Source organism: Nocardiopsis quinghaiensis, assembly GCF_008638365.1.
In the GTDB taxonomy this organism is placed as follows: Bacteria; Actinomycetota; Actinomycetes; order Streptosporangiales; family Streptosporangiaceae; genus Nocardiopsis; species Nocardiopsis quinghaiensis.
In genome coordinates this window covers 154624-176547 of the sequence record NZ_VWVU01000004.1, presented here as the reverse complement: position 1 = coordinate 176547, position 21924 = coordinate 154624, and the positions used below count along the sequence as shown (strand labels likewise).

Genomic DNA, 21924 nt, shown 5'->3' with positions numbered 1-21924 from the left:
CCCGGCGTGCGCGCTCCGTGCCTGTTCACCACGGAGCCGGGCTCGCACGGGGGGGCCGTCGACCCCTTTCGGGGACCGGGTTTCACAAAACGACACCATGTACTTTCTTTCAGTGAGGCGGGACATACCCCGGGTACCCGGCGAGCAGACACAAAGTGAGGAGAGTCGGACACACGGGCCACCTCACGCGCTTCACGACCTGCGGCACCTCCCCCCCTTCGCTCCCCACCAAGGATGAAAAGGACAGAAATGCCCTTCTTCCCCCGTGACAGCCGCCTCCCCATCACTCCGGTGGTTTCCCTCGCGCTCGCGCTCTCCCTGTCCGCCTGCGGCGGCGGGGAGGGACCCGTCCAGGCATCGGCCTCCTCGAAAGAGTCCGCCGAGGACACCGCCGCGGAGGACGGACCCGCGGACCAACTGTCCCAGGAGGAACTCGCGGGGCTCCTCGTCGAGAAGTCCGTCCCCTCCTCCAGGCCCCAGCTGGACGAGTCCGCCCTACCGCCCGAGCCCGAAGGCTCCGCGCCCCTGCCCGAACGGGTGGCCTGGCTCCTGCTGGCGGAGGTGTCCCGCAAGGCCTCCCACGTCGCCCCGGGCAGCGCCGCCATGTGCCCTGAGCGGATGGAGGAGGTCGCCGGGCGGAGCTACACCTGCACCCTCACCTACGGCGGCCTGGACATGCGGTTCCCGGCCCTGGCCGAGGACAGCGGCGGAGGCGTCACCTTCCGGTTCGAGTATCCGGAACTGCCCACCGTGCGCGGAGTCGTCGAGGACACCATCCGCTTCGACCACGGCGTCGAGGCGGTGTACTGCGACATGGACGACATCGTGGCCGTCACGCCGGGAGCGGACCGGGCACCCTACCTCTGCTACGCCGCGGACGGTGGCGGCGCGTCGGCGGAGGACCCCGCGAACACGGCGATCACCCCCTACGAGGTCTATGTGCTCATCGGGGGCACCTGGGCCACCTACCCGTACCTGAGCGAGGAGTAGGGGCCGGGCGAACCGGGAGGAGCGGAGGACGAGGCGCCCTTCACCCCAGCCGCGCCGCAGCGATCAGCTGGCGTCGGCGTCGGGTGAGCCGGCGGCCTCCTCGTCCGTGGGCTCCCCGGACTCCTCCTCGTCCTCCGGGGGCGGCCCGTAGACGAAGCGCTGCCGGTCCTGGACGAGGACGGCGTGCCCGCTCTCGGTGACCGCCTCCACGTACGCGGGTATCTCGTCCTCGACCACGTCCATGGTGACCGCGTCGAACACCAGCTGTCGGTCCCCGCCCGTGCTGGCACGGGAGTCCCCGTAGACGAGGCCGTCGAAGGCGAAGGCCGGGGAGATCGACCCGGCGTCCTCCTCCAGGCCCCACAGGACCTCTCCGGCGGCCAGACCGATCGCGACCACGGGGGCCTCACCACTGGCCTGGGGAAGCAGGAGGGTGCCGGTGGCGGCGTCGTACAGGCTGCCCGCGACCCCGGCCGGTTCGAACGCTCCGGCGACCGGGTTCGCGCCCGGCTCCTCCAGGGTCCACAGCAGGTCCCCGGTCCCGGGATCGTGCGCGGAGAGCGTGGAGGGCGTCTCGGACTGGGCCCAGCGCAGCAGCAGGACCTCCTCGGCCTCCTCCGTTCCGGTCTCCTCGTCCCCGCTGGTCTCCTCATCCTCGCCGGGCTCCTCCGACCCGCTGGACTCCTCCGACCCGCTCTCGGAGCCGGGCAGCGGATAGAAGCCGATCACCTGCGGCGCGGGGACGGGCGCGGAGGTCGGCAGGCCCAGGTCCGCGTCCTCGCCGTCGACCGTCCAGAGCTCCTCGCCCCCGGCGTCGGCGTCGTCCCCGGCGCCGGTGTCGGCGCCGGGACCGGCGGAGTACGCGTGCAGGGTGGGGCCGCCGGAGGCGAGCAGGACCAGTCCGTCCCGGGCGGCCACGGGCACGCCCAGGCCAGGCTCCTCCCCGGCCCCTCCCCCGGTCTCCTCCGGAGCGTCCTCGGCGGTCTCCGCGTCCTCGGACCCCTCCCCGGGCCCGGGACCGGTCGGGGCCTCGAAGTCGTAGGACCACAGCTCCTCGCCCCCGGCGTCCAGCAGCGAGAAGGCGCCGTGGGGCTCCTTCTCGCTCCATCCGCCGGGGTGGCGCACGGCGAGGCCGTCGAGGTAGGTGTCGCCCTTCTCGGCGGGCTCCCACAGCCGCTCGCCACGGGCGTCCAGGACGAACGGGGTTCCGTCGGCGTCCGCCATGAGCAGGACCCGCCCGCCGCCGCGGTCGGTGTCGAACCCGCGGAAGCGCGCCTCGCCCTCCCACAGGGCCTCGCCGGTTGCGGCGTCGTGCAGCAGGTGTCGGTCCTCGCCGCCGGAGCTGATGAGGAAGGCGTCTCCGACGGGGCTGATCCGCACACCGAGGGGATCGTCGAGGATCTCGTGGGCGTTCGCGGTGTCACCGTGCAGATACCGCAGCACCTCGCCCTCGATCCCGGGCGGCGCCTCCCCCTCGAAGGCGGTGGGAACCGGGCTCGGCTCCCCCTCCGGCCGGGGCTCGGGGGGTTCCGGTTCGCCTGTGCACGCGGCGGCCAGCAGCACCGCGAGGCCACAGGTCAGGGCCTGGGGCACCCGTGAGCTGCGCATGGACGGTTTCTCCCCACGAACGATGACGTTTACGGCAAAATCCTAAGCCGCGCCAGGATATGCCGACACCCGAGGACCTTCACTCGTTACAGCTGTGGAACGTCGTGTGCGGGGGATCAGGGTTCCACCTCCACGACCGTGGTGCCCCTCACCTCGGACTCCGCCCCGCCTCCGGTCAGCTCGGCCAGGCGGAGCTCGAAGCCGGGGAGTTCGTCCTCGGGCAGTGCCACCTCGATGCGGACCCGGTCGGCGTAGGCGACGTCGCGCACGGTCAGGGAGGAGTCGCGCAGGTCGCTCTCCAGGCGTCCGCCGAGCACGTAGTCGGCGAACACGTCCACGACGAGGAGCCGGCGGCGTTCCAGGACCCCGGCCTCGTCCACGGCGGCGGACACCGCGCTGCCGTAGGCCCGGATCAGCCCGCCCGCGCCGAGCTTGACCCCGCCGAAGTAGCGGGTGACCACGGCGACGGTGTCGGTGAGCCGCCGGTGCCGCAGCACCTCCAGCATGGGCACCCCGGCGGTCCCGCCGGGCTCGCCGTCGTCGCTGGAACGCTGCACGCCGCCCTGGTCGCCGAGTACGTAGGCGGTGCAGTTGTGGCTGGCGCTCCAGTGCTCCTTGCGGCGTTCGGCGATGAAGGCACGCGCGGCCTCCTCACCGTCCACCCTGGCCAGCGCGCAGATGAAGCGGGATCTCCTGATCTCCAGCTCGTGCTCGCCGCCGCGTCTGATCGTTCGCATGTCGCCTGTTCGGCAGGGGTCGTGGTCGCCCACCAGTGTCCCATCCCGGTGACAGGCGCCGGTCGCCCGGCGCGGACCACCCGAGGGGTCCGCGCGCGGACAATGGGGGCATGGACGACTCCTCGATCGACGCCGCGCAGGCCCTGGCCGACCCCGTGCGCCGCAGGCTGTACGAGTACGTGGCGGCGAGCGGCGAGGTCAGCCGCGTGCAGGCCGCCGACGCGCTCGGCATCCAGCGCACCCTGGCCGCGCACCACCTGGACCGGCTGGCGGACGCGGGGCTGCTGGAGGTGTCCCGGCGCAAGGTGAGCGGCCGGGAGGGGCCGGGTTCGGGCCGTCCGGCCAAGCTGTACCGACGCTCCGGCAGAGAACTGTCCCTGCACCTGCCCCCGAGGGACTACGAGCTGGCCGCGCACGTGCTGGCGGAGGCGGTGGAGCGGCACGGCGCCGAGGAGGCCCTGTACGCGGCCGCACGCGAGGAGGGCCGCCGGATCGGGGCCGAGCACCGGGACGAACCGCTCGCCGAGCTGCTGCGCGCGCGGGGTTACGAGCCCGGGGAGGGGCCGGGGGACGACACCGGGGACGGTGGTGTGCGGCTGCGCAACTGCCCCTTCCACACCCTGGCGCGCACCTTCCCGCCCCTGGCCTGCGGGCTGAACCTGGAACTGCTGCGCGGCGTGCTGGAGGGGCGCGGCGAGGACCGCGGACGGGCCCGGATGGACGCCCGCCCGGACCGCTGCTGTGTGGTGATTTCCAAAAACAATGAACATTGACATAGAAGATCGGGCCGTGGTGTGCTGTGCCACATGAATGCGACCCCCTCCTCCCGCCACCACCTGGCCCAGATCAACGTCGGCGTCCTGAAGGCACCCCTCAGCGCCCCCTCCATGGCGGGGTTCGCCTCCCGGATCGAGCCCGTCAACGCCCTGGCCGACAAGGCACCCGGGTTCGTGTGGCGGCTGGTCGAGGAGGGTGAGGGGGACGCCACCGGCCTGCGGCCCTTCGGCGACGCGCTCCTGATCAACTACTCCGTCTGGGAGGACGTGGAGTCACTGTGGAACTTCACGTACCGGAGCGAGCACCTGGAACTGCTGCGCGACCGCAGGGAGTGGTTCGACCGCGTCAAGGAGGCGCACCTGGCCCTGTGGTGGGTTCCCAGCGGTACGATCCCCACAGTCGAGGAGGCCGGAAGGCGCCTGGATCTGTTGCGCGAGCACGGCCCCACCCCGGGGGCCTTCACCCTCAGGACGTCCTTCCCGCCCCCGGCAGATCACGCTCCGCACGCCTAGTCATCATGTTGACACCTTGGGTAGTCTTGCGGGCGACAGCCGAGAACACACCGGGAGTCCCGTCATGCGCACGACACCACTCGCTGTCGGCCTGGCCCTGACAGCGATCCTCGTCTCCGGATGCGCGCAGTCCGAGCCCGCCTCCAGCGACGGCTCCACCGACCCCGAGGCCACCTCCGGGGCCCAGCCCACCGCCTCCCCCACGGTGACCGCCTCCACCTTCCTGCCGCCCGGCGAGGGCACGGGCGCCATCACCTACGACGAGACCGCCGTGCCCCCGGGCGCCACCTCCGACGTGCAGGTGCGCGAACAGGAGGGCGGGACCTACGTGCAGTTCACCGGCACCGGGCTGGAGCCCGACCGCGAGTTCGGCGCCCACGTGCACACCCGGCCCTGCGGCGAGGAGCCCGGGGACGCGGGCCCCCACTACCAGAACGAGGCCGATCCGGCCGCCACCGAGGACGAGCCGTCCTCCGATCCCGAGTACGCCAACCCCGAGAACGAGGTCTGGCTGGACTTCGTCACCGACGAGAGCGGCAACGCCTACTCCACCGCCACGGTGGACTGGGAGTTCCGTGAGGGCGAGGCCCGCTCCCTGGTGCTGCACGAGCACCACACCAGCACCGAACCCGGCGAGGCGGGCACCGCGGGAGACCGCCTGGCCTGCGTCAGCATCGACTTCTGACGCCGACGGCCCCTCCCCGGGCGCGAGGTCCGCAAGGGTCCGGAGAACGGGCCGGAGCCGCCGCGTCCCCGCTCAGTCGGGGAGGATCCGGCGCAGGAGGAGCCGCTCACCCAGTGCCCAGGCGCCGGAGGCCAGCAGGTACAGGCCTCCGGCCAGCGGCACGAAGGCGGCCACCACCACGGTCACGAACTGCACGTAGCTCAGGAAGCCCGGTTGCGGCTGGTTCGGGTTGACGGCCGCGGCCGCCCGCATGGTGGGCAGCATGAGGTAGCGGCGGTTCGCCCAGGCCACCAGGGCGATCAGGGCGATGACGACGGCGAACACGGGCGCCACGAACGGGCCGTCGGCGCTGGCCGCCATGGTCGCGCCCAACTCGACACCGCCGAAGACATGGTCGAGCAGCGGCTCCTCGACGCCCCCGGCCCCGATGAAGACGCCGTAGAGCGCGACCATGACGGGCATCTGCGCCAGGGAGGGCAGGCAGCCCGCCAGCGGAGAGGTACCCGCCTCGGTGTAGACCCTGCGCTGTTCGGCGACGAGCCTCTCGGGGTTCTTGCCGTGCTCGGCGCTGATCTCGGCCAGTCGGGGGGCCAGGCGCGCGCGGGCCTTCTCCGCGCGGACCTGCATCACACCGAGGGGGACGAGCAGCAGGCGCACGAGCACGGTCAGGACCACGACGGCGAGTCCGGCCGCCAGGCCCGCGGTGAGTGGCGTGAGCAGCGAGGTGAGGGTGGCGAGGGTTGTCGAGAGCAGGGTCATGGCGGCCGCGATCGGCCCGAAGCTGTACAAGGTCGGATGGCCCTTCGTCCGGTACGGGGAGAACAGACGTCGGGCCGCTCGGGAACGCGTCACCGTCAGAGCCGCGGGAGTGCCCGGGGTGGTCGGCGCCCCCGAGGGCTCACCGGCGCGGGGGCGTCGGAGAGCACGCGGGCACGCGCGCGCCGGCGCATGCGGAAGGTTACGGAAGCGGTCAGCGAGCGGCCGGAAGGGCCGCGCCCGGTGCTCTCGGACGGGGCCGTCCGGGCGCGTCGGGGTCACGGAGGGTGGGCACGGGCAGGCGCGCCGACTTGCGGCGCATCGCGTGCGCCGCACCCGTGGCCGTGTCGCCCGCGGGCCACGGGCCCGCGCCGCACAGGACGTACCAGGCGACGGCCGCGCCGACGGTGACCAGCAGCAGGGTCAGGGTGTCGGGGGCCGGGAGGAGCTCGGCCGGGACGACGCCCAGCATGAGGAGCTCGAAGAACGCGAGGAGAAGGCTCATGGCGCCCTCCCTCCTCGCTCGTGGCAGGACCGCATCCTATCCGCCCGGTTCCGTGTCCGACAACGCGCTTCCGGGTCCGGATCGGCACGACCTGGAGAAATCCGCCGACACTCCGCCTGAGCTCCGCTCGGTTCGCGTGATCCTGTAGCTAAATGACACAGAGTAGCCAACTCCGCACTCGCCAGGAGCCGTCGTGCCCGTGCGGGCCCGGCAGAGAAGGGGAACCACGTGCCGATCCGCCCTGCGAACCTCGCCACCATGTCCGCCACCATCGCCGGAGCGATCGCCGGACTGTCGAGCAGAGAAGAGGACCAGGCTCCCCCGGTCCGGGTCACCTTCGAGTCCGGTTACGAGCAGACCCTGGAGAACGGGGGGTGCCGCACCCTCAAGACCGGGCAGGGCGGCGTCACCGGGATCGCCACGGAGAGCAAGGTCAAGTTCGCGCTCTTCGCCGGCACGAGCTGTCAGGGCAGTCGTGCCCTGGCCTCCGGGCACGGCTCGGTGAGCTTCGGCGACCCGGTCCTCGCGGGCGCCATCGTCATCGGCTGACCGCCGCCGAGCCGCCGGAGCCGGACGGCACGGCGCCGGGACGCGGACGTCCAGGACCGGAGCGTCACCGCTCCGCGTGTCCGCGGATCTCGGCGACACCCTCGGGCAGGGCCTCCAGGGTGTCCCCGGGTGAGCACAGCACCGCACCGGCGACCGCGTGGCCGAGAGCCAGCCGCCGCCTCGTGGGCAGGCCGTCCAGCAGCCCGGACAGGAACCCGGCGGCGAACGCGTCACCCGCGCCGACCGCCTCGACCACGTCCACCGGAGGGGACGGCGCGAACACCGCGCCGTCCGCGTCGAAGCAGGTCGCTCCGTGCTCGGCGTCCTTGACCACCAGCACCGGGACCTCGGGCAGCACCGCGCGCACGTCCTCGGCGGCCGGGGTGCCCCACAGCCGTTCGGCTTCGTCCCGGCCCACGAACACCACGTCCGCGCGACGGGCGAGGTCGAGCAGCACCGGCGCGGCGGTCTCCGGCGACCACAGGGCGGGCCGGTGGTTGACGTCGAAGGAGCGCAACGCGCCGCCCCCGGCGCCGTCGCGGTCCAGCAGGTACTCCACGAGCGCGGCGGCCCGCGCGGACAGCGCCGGGGTGATGCCGGACAGGTGGACGGCGCGTGCGCCCCGCGACCACACCCTGTCGGCGTCGGCGGCCGACAGCGCGGACGCGGCCGATCCGGCGCGGTAGTACAGCACCCCCGCGCCGCCCGGAGCGGTGTCCTTGACGTACAGGCCGGTGGGGCGCCCGGGGTCCACCTCCACGCCGCGCACGTCCACACCCCACTCGGCGACGGACTCGGTGACGATCCTGCCGAAGGGGTCGTCGCCGACCCGGCTGACCCAGGCGGCGGTGTGTCCCAGGCGGGCCAGGGCGACCGCGACGTTGGACTCGGCTCCGCCTGTGCCCACGATGAGCTTCGTTCCGGCGTTGAGGGCCTCGGAGGAGGCGAGTACGGCCATGGTCTCGCCGACGCAGACGACGTCGACCCCCTCGGCCGGCCCGCCCACGCCGTCGCTCCGGTGTCCGGTCATCAGCGGTTCCTCCGAACGGATCGGCCGGGCAGGCGGTCGGTGCGCCGACCGTCCCGGACGGTGAAGTCCCCGGACACCAGGACGTGGTGGACGCCCTGGGGGGCGAGGCGTGGCTCGTCGTAGGTGGCGCGTGCGGCCACGGTGTCGGGATCGAAGACCACCAGGTCGGCGACCGCCCCCGTCTGGACGACGCCCCGGTCGGTGAGGCCGAGCCTGCGGGCGGGCCGCGAGGTGAGGTGTCGGACGCACTCCTCCAGGGTGAGCACACCGAGTTCGCGCACGTAGTGGCCGAGGTAGCGGGGGAAGGTGCCCCAACCGCGCGGGTGCGGCTTGGCGCCGACGAGGATACCGTCGCTTCCGGCGGTGTGGGAGCTGTGCCGCATGATGGTGCGGATGTTCTCCTCGTTGCCGACCTGGAGCAGGCAGCCGCCGCGCAGCTCGTCGGCCACGAGCAGGTCCGCGTAGAGGTCGGCGGGCTCCTCGCCGCGCTTCTTGGCGAGGTCGGCGACGGAGGAGCCGACGGCCCAGGACAGGGCGGGGTCGCCGACACCGGTGACGACGATGGCCGACCAGTCCATGGGGACGCCGTGGTTGCCGTCGGTGCCCTCGACCTCGATCTCGCGCAGGATGCGCGCTCGGGTGGGAGCGTCACGCAGGCGTTCCAGGGTGGCGGCGGTACCGCCGGCCTGGGCCCAGCCGGGCAGCGGGGCGCCGAGGTGGGTGGCGCTGGCCCGGTAGGGGTAACTGTCCAGGGTGACGTCGAGCCCGTAGCGGACGGTGGCCTCGTCGATGGCGTCGAGGACCTCGGGGGCGCGGCCCCGGTTCTGGGGGAAGTTGACGTGGCAGTGCGCGAGGTGCAGGGCCACCTGGGCGCGGCGGGCGATCTCCAGGCACTCCCGGTAGGACTCCACCACCCGGGATCCGTAGTTGCGGTGGTGGGGGCAGTAGTAGCCGCCCGCGGCCTGGACGGGGCCGAGCAGGGCGGTGATCTCGTCGTCGGTGGCGTACATGCCGGGGGTGTAGGTCAGCCCGGTGGAGAGGCCGTGCGCTCCGTCGTCCATGCCCTGGGCGACGATCCGGCGCATGCGGTCGAGTTCGCCGGGGGTGGGCGGGCGGTCCTCACCGCCGACGACCGCCATGCGGACGTTTCCCTGGGGGACGAGGCAGGCGACGTTGACCGGGGAGCCCGCGTCGATCCGGTCCAGGTACCCGCCGACGGTGCGCCAGGAGTGGTCGAGGCGGGGGCGGCCGTTCCATCCGGCGAGCTGGGCGCGGAGTTCCTCGACGGTGTCGTCGGTGACGGGGGCGTAGCCGAGGCCGTCCTGGCCCAGGACCTCCAGGGTGACGCCCTGGAGCGTCTTGGCCTCGTGTGCGGGGTCGGCGAGGACGGCCAGGTCCGAGTGGGAGTGCATGTCGATGAAGCCGGGGGCGACCACCAGCCCGTCCACGTCGACGACGGTGCCGGTGGTACGCGCGTTGCCGGGCGGGAGGACGCGGCTGATGCGGCCGTGGCGGAGGACGAGGTCGGCGCGGCGGGAGGGCCCGCCGGTGCCGTCGACCACCCGGCCGCCGGTGAGTACGGTCTCGGACTGCACTGTTCCTCCGATCGAAGTGCCGATCGCCGCCGGTGACGGCGCGCCGCCGCCGGCGTGTCGGTGTGGCCCAAGATACGCTGTCGGAAAGGCAATTGATAACTTTGTTGCCAATAGATGCGCCCGCGACCGCCTCACACAGGCGTGGGCACCGGCGCGTGCACATGCACGCGACACCCTACGAGACCACGCCCCCAGCGAAGGAGTCCACGGATGTCCAAGAAGGCGATCCGCACCGACAACGCCCCCGCCCCGGCCGGAGCGTACAGCCAGGGAGTCGTCGCGGGCGGGTTCCTGTACACCGCGGGCTTCGGTCCGCAGGATCCCGGAACCGGCCGGGTGGCACCGACCGTGGGCGAGCAGACCGCCCAGGTGCTGGCCAACGTCTCCGCCGTGCTCGCCGAGCACGGCCTGACCCTGGACGACGTCGTGAAGGCGACCGTCCACCTGGAGAACCTCAAGGCGGACTTCCCCGAGTTCAACGCCGTGTACGAGGAGTACTTCACGGCCCCCTACCCCGTGCGCACCACCGTGGGATCGGACCTGGCGAACATCCTGGTGGAGATCGACGTGGTGGCCAAGCTCCGCGACTGACGCCCCCGCCCGGGCGGGGGCGGCCGGAAGGCCGACCGTCCCCGCGGGTGCGGTCAGGCGTGCCGGCGGGCGCGGACCACCAGGTCGTGCACGGTGTGGGTCTCCCCGTCCATGGTGGCCGTTCCGGGGCGCGCTTCGTCGACCAGCACGGTCCACTCCCCCTCCGGCAGGGCCGCCACCACCTCGTCGCCCGTGTAGAACATCTCGGGGATCGGCGGGCGCGGCACGCCCTCCTCCAGGTCCCGGGGGTGGTGCGCGACGACCAGGAGCTCGCCCCCGGGCGCGACCGCCGAGGCCAGCGCCGGGAAGAGCCGCGCGCGCTCCCCCGGCCCCAGATGCATGAACTGCGACGTCACCAGGTCGAACTCGCCCTCGGGCGGGGTCCACGCGGTCACGTCCGCCCGCGTCCACGTGATCCGCCCGGCCACGTCCTCGCCGCGTTCGCGTGCGTGGGCCCCGCCCTTCTCCAGCGCCACGGCCGAGATGTCGACCGCGGTCACCCGCCAGCCGCGCTCGGCCAGCCAGATCGCGTCGGCGCCCTCGCCGCCGCCCACGTCCAGCGCCCGGCCGGGCGCCAGGTCCGCGGCCTCGGCCACCAGATGGCGGTTGGGGTTCGCGCTCCAGATCCGCTTCTCCGAGCGGTAGCGCTCGTTCCAGAAGTCCTCGCCCATGTCCTCGAGCGAGGGGTTCGTCGGGTGTTCCCGGGTCATGTCCACCACCTCCGCGCCCCACTCTCCCCGCGGGCCACACGGTGCGCGAGGTCCTTTGCCGTAGTGGCAAGGGCGTGTCCGCGCGCTCCCGGCGGAGGCCCGCCGCTTCTTCCGTCGGCGGCGCACGGTGAGCCGCGCGGAAACCACGGGCAACACGAGACCCGGGAAACGGTCACGGGTCTCAGCTTTTCCCGGGCCCGTTCGCATCCCGCGGCTCCCCTGGTTCCTCCGACGCGCCGAAGTCCTCCAGGCACAGGTCGAGCAGGGCCTGGAGCCGGTTCGTGAGCAGCTCACGGTCCAGGGCGCGCAGCGCCGTCGCCCCCTCGACCAGCCGCACCCGGGTCAGTCCCAGTATCACCGCGGCCATCAGGGACGCGTGCGCCCGTGCGCTGTCCGCGCCCAGGTAGACCGTCAGGGGGTCGATCATCGCGCTGGTGATCCGCCCCTGGTAGACCGCCTGCAGGTCGGGGTCGCCCGCGGAGTCGTCCAGGGCGCGCTGGAGCGCGGTGCCCTCGCCGTGCAGGCGGCTCACCGCGTGCTCGGCCAGGCGCCGCGTGAGGGTGGCGGGATCACCCTCGATCAGCCCGGGGAAGACGCCGTCCTCCCGGAGGAGTTCGGTGAGCAGTCCGCGCTTGGCCCCGAAGTAGCGGTTGATCAGCGCGACGTTGACCCCCGCGTGCGAGGCGATCATCCTCGACGACACCGAGCCGTACCCCTCGTTGGTGAACAGCTCCTTGGCGCTGGCGAGGATGCGGGCCCTCGTGGCCTCCCGACCCCGCGTCGGCCCGGCGCCACCTCCGGTTTCCTCCGGATGGTCCATCTACACACCCCTCGGCGGCTACGATCTGGCTTGCGGTCCTCCAGGTTGGCACCTTCGAAGACCTCGCGCATACCAAAACGTGGGGAGAGATATCGATTTGACAGGTCAACAGCGTTTACTTGCGCTCGGGTGTGACCGCGTTCACGTGGTGCCGGAGGCCCGGAACCGGGGTCCGGTCAGAGGTAGCGGCGAAAGCCCTCGGCGGACCTGTCGAAGCCCAGCGAGGCGTAGAACCGGTGGGCGCCGTCCCTGCTCTCGTGCGGCAGGAGTTCCACCTTGTAGCACCCGACCTGCGTCGCGCGGTCCAGCGCGTCCTCCATCAGGGCCCGGCCGACGCCCCGGCCCCGGGTCAGGGGGTCGACCACGAGGTTGTCCACCACCGCCCAGGGCTTGGCGTCGTGGGTCAGGTTGGCCACCACCAGAAGGCCCAGGGTGCCGATGATCTGCCCGCGCTGCTCGGCGACGAGGATCGTGCGGTCCGGGTCGTTCTCCATCCTCGTCCAGGCGCGCACGGCCGCGGAGGACATGCGGACGTGAGCGCTCTGCGCGTGGGTGGCGTCGCCGAGTTCCCTGAGCAGACGCAGAATCGCACCGAGGTCGGACCTGATGGCCGCGCGGATAATCATGGCTGACGGCATCGTAGCCGACAGCCTGCGACAAGGCGGACGCCGCCCTACAACCGACCACAAAACACCAGGGGGCGGGGACGACGTCCCCACCCCCGGAGAACCGTTCCGCGCGGGGGCCGGCGTACCGGTTCCCCGCCGTCGCGGAGCACGGCACATGGGCGGCGCGGGTCGGGTCAGGCTCTCCCTACGGCTTGCGGATGATCCGCACGCCCTCGTCGCTCTTGGGGGGCTGGTTCGGACCGGACCGCTGGTTCTGCCCGGACTGCTGACCCGAACCGGACTGCTGGTTCTGCCCGGACTCCGGATGCCGGTAGACACCGGTGATGCCCGGGTCGCCCCCGGGAGCCTGCGGGCCCGAGTGGCTCTGCTGCGGACCGGCCTGCCCCTGCCGCGGTCCCTGGGAGCCCTCCGGCGAGGGAGCGTTGAAGCGGGCCCCCTGCGGAGGACGGGGCTCGGCCTGAGCACCCTGCTTGTCCTCCCCGGACGGGGTCCGCCCGGCCTTCGGGGAGTCCTGTCCGTCCTGCTCCTGCTTGGCCACCGGCTTGATGCGCACGGTCGCCTCGTCCGACTCCTGCTGGAGCGGAGGCAGCTTGGTGGTCGCCTCGTCCGACTCCCCCTTGCGCTCCTGCTCCGGCTTGGCCGCCTGAGCGGGCTTGGCCGCCTCGGGGTGGGCCGAGTCCGCTCGACCGGACTCGGGACGTGAGCCCTCGGTGCCGCGCTCCTGGGCCTTCGCCCCGGTCTCCTCCGGCTTTCCGGAAACGGGCCGGGCCGCCTGGGCGGGCTTGTTCTGGGCCGGCTTGCCCTGGTCGGACCTCGCCGGGCCGCCCTGCTTGCCCTCCTGAGCCGGCTCGGAGGCCGATCCCTCGCGGGTGAGGCCGGCTTCCAGCACGCCCGCCTCGTCCTCGGCCGCGACCAGGTCGGCCAGGGTCGAGTGCATGTCCTTGAGACGGCGCAGCGCCTCGGAGTGCGTGGCGGTGAGCGTGGCGAGCCTGCGGTCCGCCGTGTCGTGGATCTTCTTCGCGCGCGCCTCGGCCTCGCTCAGACGGCGCTCGCCCTCCTGCTTGGCCTGGCCTCGGAGCTGGTCGGCCTCCTTCTTGGCGCTGTCGACCAGCTCGTTGGCCTCCGAGCGAGCGGAGGAGATGACCCGCTCCGCGTGCTGCTCGGCGTCCCTGCGGTGCTTGGCGATCTCCTCCTGGGCCTTCTTCTCGATCTCCTTCACCTCGGACTCGACCCTGGAGCGGCGCTCCTTGGCCTCCTCCTCGGCGATCCGCAGGATCTCGGCCATGCGCTCGCTGATCTGTTCGTGCTCAGGCTTGACCTGGGCCTTCTCGCGGGCGATGGCGAGATCGCGCTTGTACTGCTCCAGCTCGTCGTCCAACCGCTGCAGACGCTCGCGGAGGCTCTTGAACTGGTTGTCCATCCGTACGTAGTAATCGTCGACGTGCGCCTTGTCGTAGCCGCCCTTGCGCACCGTCGGAAACCTGTCTTGCTGCAGTCCGCCGCCCGGCAACATATCGCTCATGTGCCTTTCATGTTCCTTACACCGTTTGACTGCGCGTCGCAGAAGGTGAGAGTTGACCCGTACCCATTGTCACAAGGACACCTATCGGGTCCTGTTAGCGACATCCGCCCGATAGTGTCCTTTTTCCGCGCCGGCTCGGCCGCATGGGGATCCGGTCGAGGGCGGAGCGTCACGTCGTGGACACCGTCCAGACGACCAAGGTAGACACGCGCGGCGCGGCCGCGTCAAGATTCCCGACCGGTACACCGCCGTGCGGACCCTGGTCACGTTCTTACTAAGGTATGCGCGATCATCCCCGTACGGGGGCAGAGCGGTCAACTTCCCGCTGATCCGGCCCCTCACGGGGGAGAACGGACACGGCGGCACGAGACGCAGGGAGGACCACGGGATGGGCAGTGCGAAGGAGACGGGGAGCGGGGCCGCGGGGCCGCGTGTGGGCGGCGCCGGCTTCGGGCGGCCGGAGGTCCACCCCACCGCGTGGATCGCGCCCGGCGCGGTCGTGGTCGGCCGGGTGCGCCTGGGCGCCCGGAGCAGCGTCTGGTACGGGTCGGTGCTGCGCGCCGACACCGAGGACGTCGTCGTCGGGGACAGGGTCAACATCCAGGACCAGTGCGGTCTGCACTCCGACCCCGGGGAGCCCGCCGTCCTGCACGACGACGTGAGCCTGGGCCACAAGGCGATGGTGCACGGCGCGGTCGTGGAGGAGGGCGCGCTCATCGGCATCGGCGCGATCGTCCTGGGCGGTGCCCGCGTGGGCCGGGGCGCGCTGGTCGCGGCGGGCTCCCTCGTCCCGCCCGGCAAGACCGTCCCGCCGGACACCCTGTGGGCGGGCGTGCCCGGCAAGGTGATCCGCGAGTTGAACGACGACGACCGGCTCGTGCTGCAGCACACGCCGACCCACTACGCGGCGCTCGCCGTCCAGCACCAGGACGTCGACTGGGAGGAGTAGGGGCGACACCGTGGCCCGAAAGCACCGCACCGGACGCTTCTGGCTAACACGGGTGACTCCTCCTCTGGTCCTCACGGGTCATGCGCGGGTCCCACGCGCACGCGTAGCCTGAGGATCCATGCCGTGTGGGACCGGTTTCGTCGCGCCCGGGACCCACGTCAGCCCCGTCCGGGGCTACCGGCGCACCCTTTCCGCGGCACCGTCGTCGCCGGGAGGTGAGCACACGTGGGACACGGCACGGAACCGCGTCCGTGCAACCAGGCCACCCTCCACGACCACGTCGCGCTGGACGAGATCGAGCTGTACGCCGAGGTGCTCATCGCCGTGGCCGACGCCGACCACCGGCTCACCCCCACCGAGATCGACCGTGTACTCGGGGTCTCGGCCCCGGATGGCGGAGCCGGAAGCGCCGACGCGGTACCGGTCCCCCGGACGGGCGCGGCGGGACCGACCGGGCCTCCTCCGCGCGTCCGGGACCGGAGTCCGGTCACACGGCCGCCCGAGCCGTGCGAGGAGGAGCCCGAGGCGCGCGTGCTCCCCGCCACCGGGCAGCTGTTCCCGGAGACGCGTGTCCTGCCGGAGGCGACACCGTTCACCGACATGCTCCCGCTGCCGTTCGACGGGCCCCTCACGGTGTGGGCCCCGTCCGGCCTCCCCCTCGCCCCCTGGCCGTCCTGACCGGAGGCCTCAGAGGGGGACCACGGCCCGGAGCAGGAAACCGCCGTCCCCGGTGTGCGCCGCCGACAGGGTGCCTCCGCTCATCGAGACGCGCTCGGACAATCCCGCCAGTCCGTTCCCGGAGGACTCCTCCGGGGCCCCGTCCCCGCGCGCCTGGTCGTTGGACACCTCCACCACCAGGACCCGGCCCACCGCGGTGTCCCTGGCCGGCGTGAAGACGATCTGGCACTCGGTGGCGTCACTGTGCCGCAGCACGTTGGTCACGCCCTCCCGGACCACCCACGCGGCCAGCGACGCCCGTTCCGGGGACAGCGCCAGGCCGTCCAGTCCGGTGACGGAGACCCGGGTGCCGTTGGCGGCCAGGACGGAGCCCACCGCGTCCACCTCGCCCGCGAGGTCGACCTCCCGGTAGCCGCTCACCGCCGTGCGCACCTGCTGGAGCGCCTTGCGGGCGAGTTCGTGCACCTCGGTCATCTCCGCGGCGGCCCGGTCCGGCGCGCGTTCGGCCAGCCTGCCCGCCAGCTCGGCCTTGACCGCCAGGGCCGACAGGCTGTGGCCGAGCAGGTCGTGCATGTCCCGGGCGAAGCGCAGGCGCTCCTCGGTGACCGCGAGCTGGGCGCGTGCCGCCTGGCCCCGGACCGCGTCGTTGGTGATGTCCCACAGCCAGAGTGAGGCGAGGGAGCCCGCGGCCAGGATGAGCGACCAGACGATCGCGGTGGTCCACACCGCCAGATAGGCGAGGGGATTGATGTCCATGGGGCTGAACGGAATGAACAGCCAGGGCGCCACCAGCAGCCCCAGGGTGACCGCGGCTCCGATCCTGCGGGGCGCCATGAAGACCCCGAGCCCCCACCAGGCGGCCAGGAAGAACATGGAGGTGAGGGGGTTCTGGAGGGCGGCGGCACCGATGACGGCCAGCACGACCGAACCCCAGTAGAGCCAGGGGTCGGGGTTCCGCCGTCCGTCGATCCTGCTCCGCATGAGCAGCACGAGCGCGACGCTGAGCGGGATCGCGACGGCTTCGGCGACGAGGGGGCGCCACAGGGAGAAGCCCTCCTCGCCCATGGTCGCTTCCATCAGCGGGAGGAGGAGCAGCACGACGAGCAGGAACGATAGCGATCCCAGGATGATGAGCCTGGCGACACGGAGCTTGCGGTCGTTCCGGACGTCCTCGGCCAGCGGTGGCCCGTGCTCTGTCAACGCGGTGTCTCCTCGTGGGCGGGGGACGGTTCCTGACCGGGCCGGTGCGATCGGCCCCCCGGGCCGGCCCCCTCCCGGCCCTCGTGTCCACGCCTGTGGACGGACCCAGTGTGCCGTGCCGGGGAGGCCGTCCGTCCCCGGCCTCCCCGGCGCCCCGGTACCGCCATCCCTCAGGGCTGGCGGGGGTCCCACCTGAAGTACCGGCGCACCAGCAGCCCCAGCACGGCGATCCAGGCGAGCATGATCCCGACGGAGGGCAGGGCCGCGGTCCACAGGCCGAGGTAGCCGGGCTCCTCGGCGTCGGCGTAGCCGCCGAACACGTCGTACCCGCTGTAGGCGGCCTGCGCCATGTCACTGCTCGGTGTGGCCGGGAGCAGCTGCACCACCTGGCGCGCGGTGTCCGGCAGGAGGTCCATCGGCAGGAACACGCCGCTCGCGAACAGCAGGATCATCATCGGCACCATCGCCGCCATCTGCGCGGCCTCGGCGTTGCGCACGGTCGGCGTGATCAGCAGTCCGACCAGCGTCATCGACAGCGCGCTCAGCACCACGGCCACCAACAGCATCAGCGGATCCCGGGGCAGCACGCCGGAGACCGCGAGGATCAGGGCGGCCATCAGCGCGGCGACCAGCACCGAGAACAGCACCACGACCCCGGTGAGGGCACCGAAGATGGCCACCTGGGGTACGCCGCTCACCCTCAACCGCTTGAGCACCAGCGACTCCCGCCGTGCGGTGAACACGTTCGACGCGTGCCCGATGCCCACGATCACACCGATGCTGCCCAGCGTCGCGGCCATCGACAGCGTGCTGCCGCTGACCCCGGGGAAGACGTCCTCGGAGGGCAGGCCCATCGCGATGACCAGCAGGAAGAGCGGCAGGGCCAGGAACATCCAGGCGGTCTTGTACCGCACGAACAGGGTGAACTCGGTCCGGGTCAGGCGCAGGGTCTGCCTCGGCCAGCCGATGGAGGGTCGGGAGCGCCGCGGGGCGGCGGTGGTCGTGCTCATGTGTGCTCCTGGAGTCTGTGGGGAACGGCGGGAGGCCGGGGCGGGGTCGCTCAGTCCGTGACGAGGTCCGAAGCGCCGTCCGCGACCCGGAGGAAGACGTCCTCCAGGGAGGCGCCGCGCACCTGGAGGTGCTTGAGCGTGGTCCCGTGTTCGGCGGCCCAGGCGATGAGTGCCGCGACCGTGTGGTGCGCCCGGTCGGCCACGTCCTCGCCCATGGCCGTGTAGGTGGCCCACAGGGCGTGGTCACGGGTCTCCACGGCCAGTTCGGTGCCGGGCGGTTCGGGCAGGTCGCTGGTACGTACGTTCTCGGGGAGCATGAAGCCCACCCGGTCACCCCAGCCCGCCAGCACGCCGGCCAGGGTGCCCTCGACCCTCACCTCGCCGCGGTGCATGATCGCCAGCCGGTCGGCGAGCCGCTCGGCCTCCTCCAGGTAGTGGGTGGTGAGCAGGATCGCCACCCCGTCCCCCTTCAGCTCGGAGATGACCCGCCACGTCTCGATCCGCGCCTCGGGGTCCATACCGGTGGTGGGCTCGTCCAGGTACAGCACCTCGGGCCGGGTCACCAGGGCCAGGGCCAGGTCCAGGCGGCGCTTCTGCCCCCCGGAGAGCTGGCGGACCGCGACCTCGCGCTTGTCGGCCAGGTTCACCATGTCCAGGACCTCCGCGGTGTCGCGGGGGCCGGCGGCGAGGTCGTGGGCGAGGTCCATGGTCTCTTCGACGCTCAGGTCCTCCAGCAGACCGCTGCCCTGGAGGACGGCGTTGGTGCGCTCACGGACCCCGACGGGCTGGCCGTGGGGGTCGAGGCCGAAGACCCGGACGGTGCCCGAGCTGGGGCGGCGGAAGCCCTCCAGGGTCTCGATGGTGGTGGTCTTGCCCGCGCCGTTGGTGCCGAGGAGGGCGAAGAGCTCGCCGGGGTGGATCTCGAAGGAGACCCCCTTGACCGCCTCGAAGTCGCCGTAGTGCTGTCGGAGGTCGCGGACGACCACCGCCGGGCCGGTGGTGTCCCGGTGACCGGGGCCGGCCGCCGCGGTGTTCGCTGTCGTCGTCATGCGTCCAGACTCCCGTGGGCCGGGGGCCGCCGGACAGACGCCGTTGTCACAGGCTGCCCGTGTGGAACCTCCCGGCGGGCGCACTGACAAATGTCATCCGCGGTGCGCCTCCCGCCCTCCCCCGACGGTGACGGCGGCGACGGCCGCCTCCGCGGCCGCGCGCTGGGCGTCCGACGAGCGCCCGGAGGCGGACACCGGACGGCCTCCGTCCACCGGTGTCGCCGGAGCGGCGCGGAGGCGCCGCCCCGGAACGCGCGAGGGGCCGGGCGCCGACTCGCGGTCGGCGTCCGGCCCCTCGGAGGAGCTCGGGTCGGAGGGCCGGGGCCCTCGGACGTCAGCTCTGGGCGTCGGCGGTCTCGGGCTTCTCCCCGGGAGCCTCCCGGACCGAGCGCAGCAGCAGCTGGGAGACGTCCACGACCTCCAGCGACTCCTTCGCCTCGCCCTGCGACTTCTTCTCGTTGATCGCGTCACCGAGCATGACCTGGCAGAACGGGCAGGCGGTGGAGACGGTGTCGGGGTTGGTGGTCAGCGCCTCGTCCACACGCTCGGTGTTGATGCGCTTGCCGATCCGCTCCTCCATCCACATGCGCGCGCCGCCGGCGCCGCAGCAGAAGCCCCGCTCCTTGTGACGGTGCATCTCCTGCGTCTTGACCCCGGGAACCTGCGCCATGATGTCGCGCGGCGGCGTGTACACCTTGTTGTGGCGGCCCAGGAAGCAGGGGTCGTGGTAGGTGATGTTCTCGTCCACGGAGTTGACCGGCGTGATCCTGCCCTCCTCCACGAGCTTGGCCAGCAGCTGGCTGTGGTGGACGACCTCGTAGGTGCCGCCGAGCTGCGGGTACTCGTTGGCGAGGGTGTTGAAGCAGTGCGGGCAGCTGGCCACGATCTTCGTGACACCGGCCTCGTTCAGCGTCTCCACGTTCTGCTGGGCGAGCATCTGGAAGACGTACTCCATGCCCAGGCGGCGCGCCGGGTCGCCGGTGCAGGCCTCCATGCCGCCCAGGACGGCGAACTTGACGCCCGACATGTCCAGCAGCTCGGCGATGGCCTTGGTGGTCTTCTTGGCGCGGTCCTCCAGGGCACCGGCGCAGCCGACCCAGAACAGGTACTCGGTCTCGGGCGAGAGCTTGTCGTCGACGACCTCGACCTCGACCGGGTTCTCCTGCTCGGCGAGCTCCTGGATCCAGTCCATGCGCCGGTCCTCGGCCATGCCCCACGGGTTGGCCTTGTTCTCCAGGTTCTTCAGGAGCGTGTTGGCCTCGGACGGGAAGTTGGACTCGACCATCACCTGGTAGCGGCGCATGTCGATGATGTGGTCGATGTGCTCGATGTCGACCGGGCACTGCTCGACGCAGGCACCGCAGTTGGTGCAGGCCCACAGCTCGTCGGGGTGGATGACGCCACCCTCCTCCTCGGTGCCGACCAGCGGCCGGTTGAGGAGGGCGAGCACGTCCACGCCCGCGTGGCTCTCGTCGGGCTTCTCGGAGAGGGTCTCCTCGGTGATGCCCTGGAGCATGTACGGGGCCTTCTCGTAGGCGTGCGCCTGCAGGTCGAGGATGACCTTCTTGGGCGAGAGCGGCTTGCCGGTGTTCCAGGCCGGGCACTGGGACTGGCAGCGTCCGCACTCGGTGCAGGTGCTGAAGTCCAGCAGGCCCTTCCAGGTGAAGTCCTCCAGCTTGCCCGCGCCGAACGGGTCCTCGTCGGGGTCGGCCTCCTCGAAGTCGAGGGGCTTGGTCCCGGACTTGTCCATCATCTGCTTGGCGGCGCCCAGGGACGGGGATCCGTCGGCGTTGCGCTTGAAGAAGATGTTGAACGGCGCGAGGAAGCGGTGCCAGCCGATGCCCATGGTGAGCACGCGGGCGATGACGATGAAGAACAGGTAGCTGATGACCAGCTTGAACGCGGCGACCAGGGCGATGGCGGGCTCGGCGATCGCGGGGTCACCGGGCAGGACCGTGCCGAGGGCGGTGGAGATCGGCGTGGCCCAGGCCGGGAAGGGGAAGTCGCCCATGGCGGACTTGAAGCCGCGGATCACGAAGATCGAGATCAGCAGGGCCCACAGGTAGGCCTCGACGTAGTACGCGGTCCAGTGCCGGGAGTTGGTGAACCGGGACTGGCGGCCGATGCGCTTGGGGCCGTTGAGCAGCCGGTAGACCGTCAGTCCGACGATGCCCGCGAGGCTGGCCGCGGCGATGACCTCGATGACCAGGCCGTAGAGGGCCCAGTCGTGGATGATCGGCAAGTGGAAGTGCGGGTCGAAGACCTCGCCCTGGGCCTCCACGACCGTGAAGACCAGCAGCGGGAACGAGACCATCACGAACCAGTGGGCGACGCCGACCCAGGGCCGCTTGAGCATCCGCCCGTGTCCGAGGATCTCGATGAGCGTCATGGTGAGCCGCTGACCGAGCGGTCCCTTGCGCTCCGGCTCCGCCGTACGGCCCACACCCACGGTTCGCACGATCTGGCGGATGCCCAGAGCGAACATGGTGAACGCGACCACGGCGAAGACCGAGGTGATGATGCCCAGTGTCAGGTACAGCATCGTCCGTGGCCTCCCATCCTGCTTCGTCGTCCGGTGCGCCACACACCGGCGGTCCAAGTCTATGTTACTTACGAGTAATAGCGCGGCCGCCACGGGAGGGCTCGACCGCCCCACACGTCCTATGTCTAGCGGACGGCGGTCACCGGACGACGCGACGGGGGTATCGGTGACTTCACCGTTCCTCCTGGCTCCTCCCGATTTCTCCCAATACAAGGTTGCGACACGCGCGGAAGTGGAACGGCCACCGCCCCCCCGGAACCGGGGACGCCGGCCCCGCCGCACCACCCCGGGCACCCCCTCGGACATCCCTGAGAGTCCCTGGTCTCCAGGTCAAGGATCTCCCCCAGTTGTCCCGGGATTCGCCCACACCTCCGCCCAAGAGCGCCCAGGCCGGGAACATCCAGGCCGGGTCAGCCGTTGTCAGGGCGTAGGATTCGACTTGAGTCGGGGCGGCTCAACTGATTTGACAACCGCCACTCG

The 21924-nt window shown here is 71.9% G+C and carries 22 protein-coding genes; 8 read left to right on the top strand and 14 right to left on the bottom strand.

The annotated features are described in order from the left end of the window. The first annotated feature begins 249 nt into the window (after window positions 1-249). Complete coding sequence (locus FYX01_RS11535) at window positions 250-990, top strand: hypothetical protein (protein ID WP_150240437.1); 741 nt, start codon at window positions 250-252, stop codon at window positions 988-990. A 63-nt stretch (window positions 991-1053) separates the two neighbouring features. Here the strand turns inward: FYX01_RS11535 and FYX01_RS11530 are convergent, their stop codons facing one another. Beyond that, window positions 1054-2598 (bottom strand): hypothetical protein, encoded by a 1545-nt coding sequence (locus FYX01_RS11530; protein WP_150240435.1) that lies wholly within the window; start codon window positions 2596-2598, stop codon window positions 1054-1056. Between the two features lie 116 nt (window positions 2599-2714). Continuing rightward, window positions 2715-3335, bottom strand: a complete 621-nt coding sequence (locus FYX01_RS11525; RefSeq protein WP_150240432.1) for a YigZ family protein — start codon at window positions 3333-3335, stop codon at window positions 2715-2717. 110 nt (window positions 3336-3445) lie between these two features. Here FYX01_RS11525 and FYX01_RS11520 point away from each other — a divergent pair, with 110 nt between their 5' ends. The 3 genes from FYX01_RS11520 to FYX01_RS11510 all read left to right on the top strand — a co-directional run bounded on the left by FYX01_RS11520 (window position 3446) and on the right by FYX01_RS11510 (window position 5309). Further along, window positions 3446-4108, top strand: a complete 663-nt coding sequence (locus FYX01_RS11520) for a helix-turn-helix transcriptional regulator (protein ID WP_150240430.1) — start codon at window positions 3446-3448, stop codon at window positions 4106-4108. A gap of 33 nt (window positions 4109-4141) precedes the next feature. Then, window positions 4142-4624: a DUF3291 domain-containing protein gene (locus FYX01_RS11515; RefSeq protein WP_394350455.1), complete on the top strand. Its 483-nt coding sequence runs from the start codon at window positions 4142-4144 to the stop codon at window positions 4622-4624. A gap of 64 nt (window positions 4625-4688) precedes the next feature. After that, complete coding sequence (locus tag FYX01_RS11510; protein WP_150240425.1) at window positions 4689-5309, top strand: superoxide dismutase family protein; 621 nt, start codon at window positions 4689-4691, stop codon at window positions 5307-5309. A gap of 72 nt (window positions 5310-5381) precedes the next feature. Here the strand turns inward: FYX01_RS11510 and yidC are convergent, their stop codons facing one another. Further along, window positions 5382-6098 carry a membrane protein insertase YidC gene (gene yidC, locus FYX01_RS11505; protein ID WP_150240424.1) on the bottom strand — a complete coding sequence of 239 codons (717 nt, stop codon included), beginning with the start codon at window positions 6096-6098 and terminating at the stop codon, window positions 5382-5384. Between the two features lie 181 nt (window positions 6099-6279). Then, complete coding sequence (locus FYX01_RS11500; RefSeq protein ID WP_150240422.1) at window positions 6280-6570, bottom strand: DUF6412 domain-containing protein; 291 nt, start codon at window positions 6568-6570, stop codon at window positions 6280-6282. Between the two features lie 228 nt (window positions 6571-6798). Between FYX01_RS11500 and FYX01_RS11495 the strand changes: the two genes are divergently transcribed. Next, a complete protein-coding gene (locus FYX01_RS11495) occupies window positions 6799-7119 on the top strand; it encodes a hypothetical protein (protein WP_077692292.1) in 321 nt (106 codons plus the stop codon). A 64-nt stretch (window positions 7120-7183) separates the two neighbouring features. Here FYX01_RS11495 and FYX01_RS11490 read toward each other — a convergent pair whose 3' ends face one another. Both FYX01_RS11490 and FYX01_RS11485 read right to left on the bottom strand, forming a co-directional pair. Further along, window positions 7184-8149 (bottom strand): sugar kinase, encoded by a 966-nt coding sequence (locus FYX01_RS11490; protein WP_150240420.1) that lies wholly within the window; start codon window positions 8147-8149, stop codon window positions 7184-7186. Beyond that, a complete protein-coding gene (locus FYX01_RS11485; RefSeq protein ID WP_150240417.1) occupies window positions 8149-9744 on the bottom strand; it encodes an N-acyl-D-amino-acid deacylase family protein in 1596 nt (531 codons plus the stop codon). The genes FYX01_RS11490 and FYX01_RS11485 overlap by 1 nt, the downstream gene beginning before the upstream one ends. A gap of 210 nt (window positions 9745-9954) precedes the next feature. Between FYX01_RS11485 and FYX01_RS11480 the strand changes: the two genes are divergently transcribed. Then, the gene (locus FYX01_RS11480; protein ID WP_150240415.1) at window positions 9955-10335 is read left to right on the top strand and encodes a RidA family protein; all 381 of its coding nucleotides are present in this window, start codon (window positions 9955-9957) and stop codon (window positions 10333-10335) included. Window positions 10336-10388: 53 nt separating this feature from the next. Here FYX01_RS11480 and FYX01_RS11475 read toward each other — a convergent pair whose 3' ends face one another. From FYX01_RS11475 to FYX01_RS11460, 4 genes are all read right to left on the bottom strand, one after another. Continuing rightward, entirely contained in the window at window positions 10389-11045 is a 657-nt protein-coding gene (locus FYX01_RS11475) for an SAM-dependent methyltransferase (RefSeq protein ID WP_150240413.1), read from the bottom strand. A gap of 181 nt (window positions 11046-11226) precedes the next feature. Beyond that, window positions 11227-11865, bottom strand: coding sequence for a TetR/AcrR family transcriptional regulator (locus FYX01_RS11470; protein ID WP_150240411.1), 639 nt, complete (start codon window positions 11863-11865; stop codon window positions 11227-11229). Window positions 11866-12041: 176 nt separating this feature from the next. After that, the gene (locus FYX01_RS11465) at window positions 12042-12491 is read right to left on the bottom strand and encodes a GNAT family N-acetyltransferase (protein ID WP_150240409.1); all 450 of its coding nucleotides are present in this window, start codon (window positions 12489-12491) and stop codon (window positions 12042-12044) included. A gap of 187 nt (window positions 12492-12678) precedes the next feature. Continuing rightward, window positions 12679-14007: an ATP synthase F0 subunit B gene (locus FYX01_RS11460; RefSeq protein WP_150240749.1), complete on the bottom strand. Its 1329-nt coding sequence runs from the start codon at window positions 14005-14007 to the stop codon at window positions 12679-12681. Window positions 14008-14404: 397 nt separating this feature from the next. On the opposite strand from FYX01_RS11460, the gene FYX01_RS11455 reads away from it, so the two are divergent. Beyond that, window positions 14405-14965 carry a gamma carbonic anhydrase family protein gene (locus FYX01_RS11455; RefSeq protein WP_150240406.1) on the top strand — a complete coding sequence of 187 codons (561 nt, stop codon included), beginning with the start codon at window positions 14405-14407 and terminating at the stop codon, window positions 14963-14965. 225 nt (window positions 14966-15190) lie between these two features. Continuing rightward, window positions 15191-15643 (top strand): hypothetical protein, encoded by a 453-nt coding sequence (locus tag FYX01_RS11450; RefSeq protein WP_150240404.1) that lies wholly within the window; start codon window positions 15191-15193, stop codon window positions 15641-15643. A gap of 9 nt (window positions 15644-15652) precedes the next feature. Here FYX01_RS11450 and FYX01_RS11445 read toward each other — a convergent pair whose 3' ends face one another. The 4 genes from FYX01_RS11445 to FYX01_RS11430 form a co-directional block, all read right to left on the bottom strand. Further along, window positions 15653-16843 carry a sensor histidine kinase gene (locus FYX01_RS11445; protein ID WP_150240402.1) on the bottom strand — a complete coding sequence of 397 codons (1191 nt, stop codon included), beginning with the start codon at window positions 16841-16843 and terminating at the stop codon, window positions 15653-15655. Between the two features lie 170 nt (window positions 16844-17013). Beyond that, entirely contained in the window at window positions 17014-17853 is an 840-nt protein-coding gene (locus FYX01_RS11440) for an ABC transporter permease (protein WP_150240400.1), read from the bottom strand. Window positions 17854-17903: 50 nt separating this feature from the next. Further along, entirely contained in the window at window positions 17904-18902 is a 999-nt protein-coding gene (locus FYX01_RS11435) for an ABC transporter ATP-binding protein (protein ID WP_150240399.1), read from the bottom strand. Window positions 18903-19236: 334 nt separating this feature from the next. After that, window positions 19237-21444, bottom strand: coding sequence for a (Fe-S)-binding protein (locus tag FYX01_RS11430; RefSeq protein WP_150240397.1), 2208 nt, complete (start codon window positions 21442-21444; stop codon window positions 19237-19239). Between the last annotated feature and the right edge of the window lie 480 nt (window positions 21445-21924).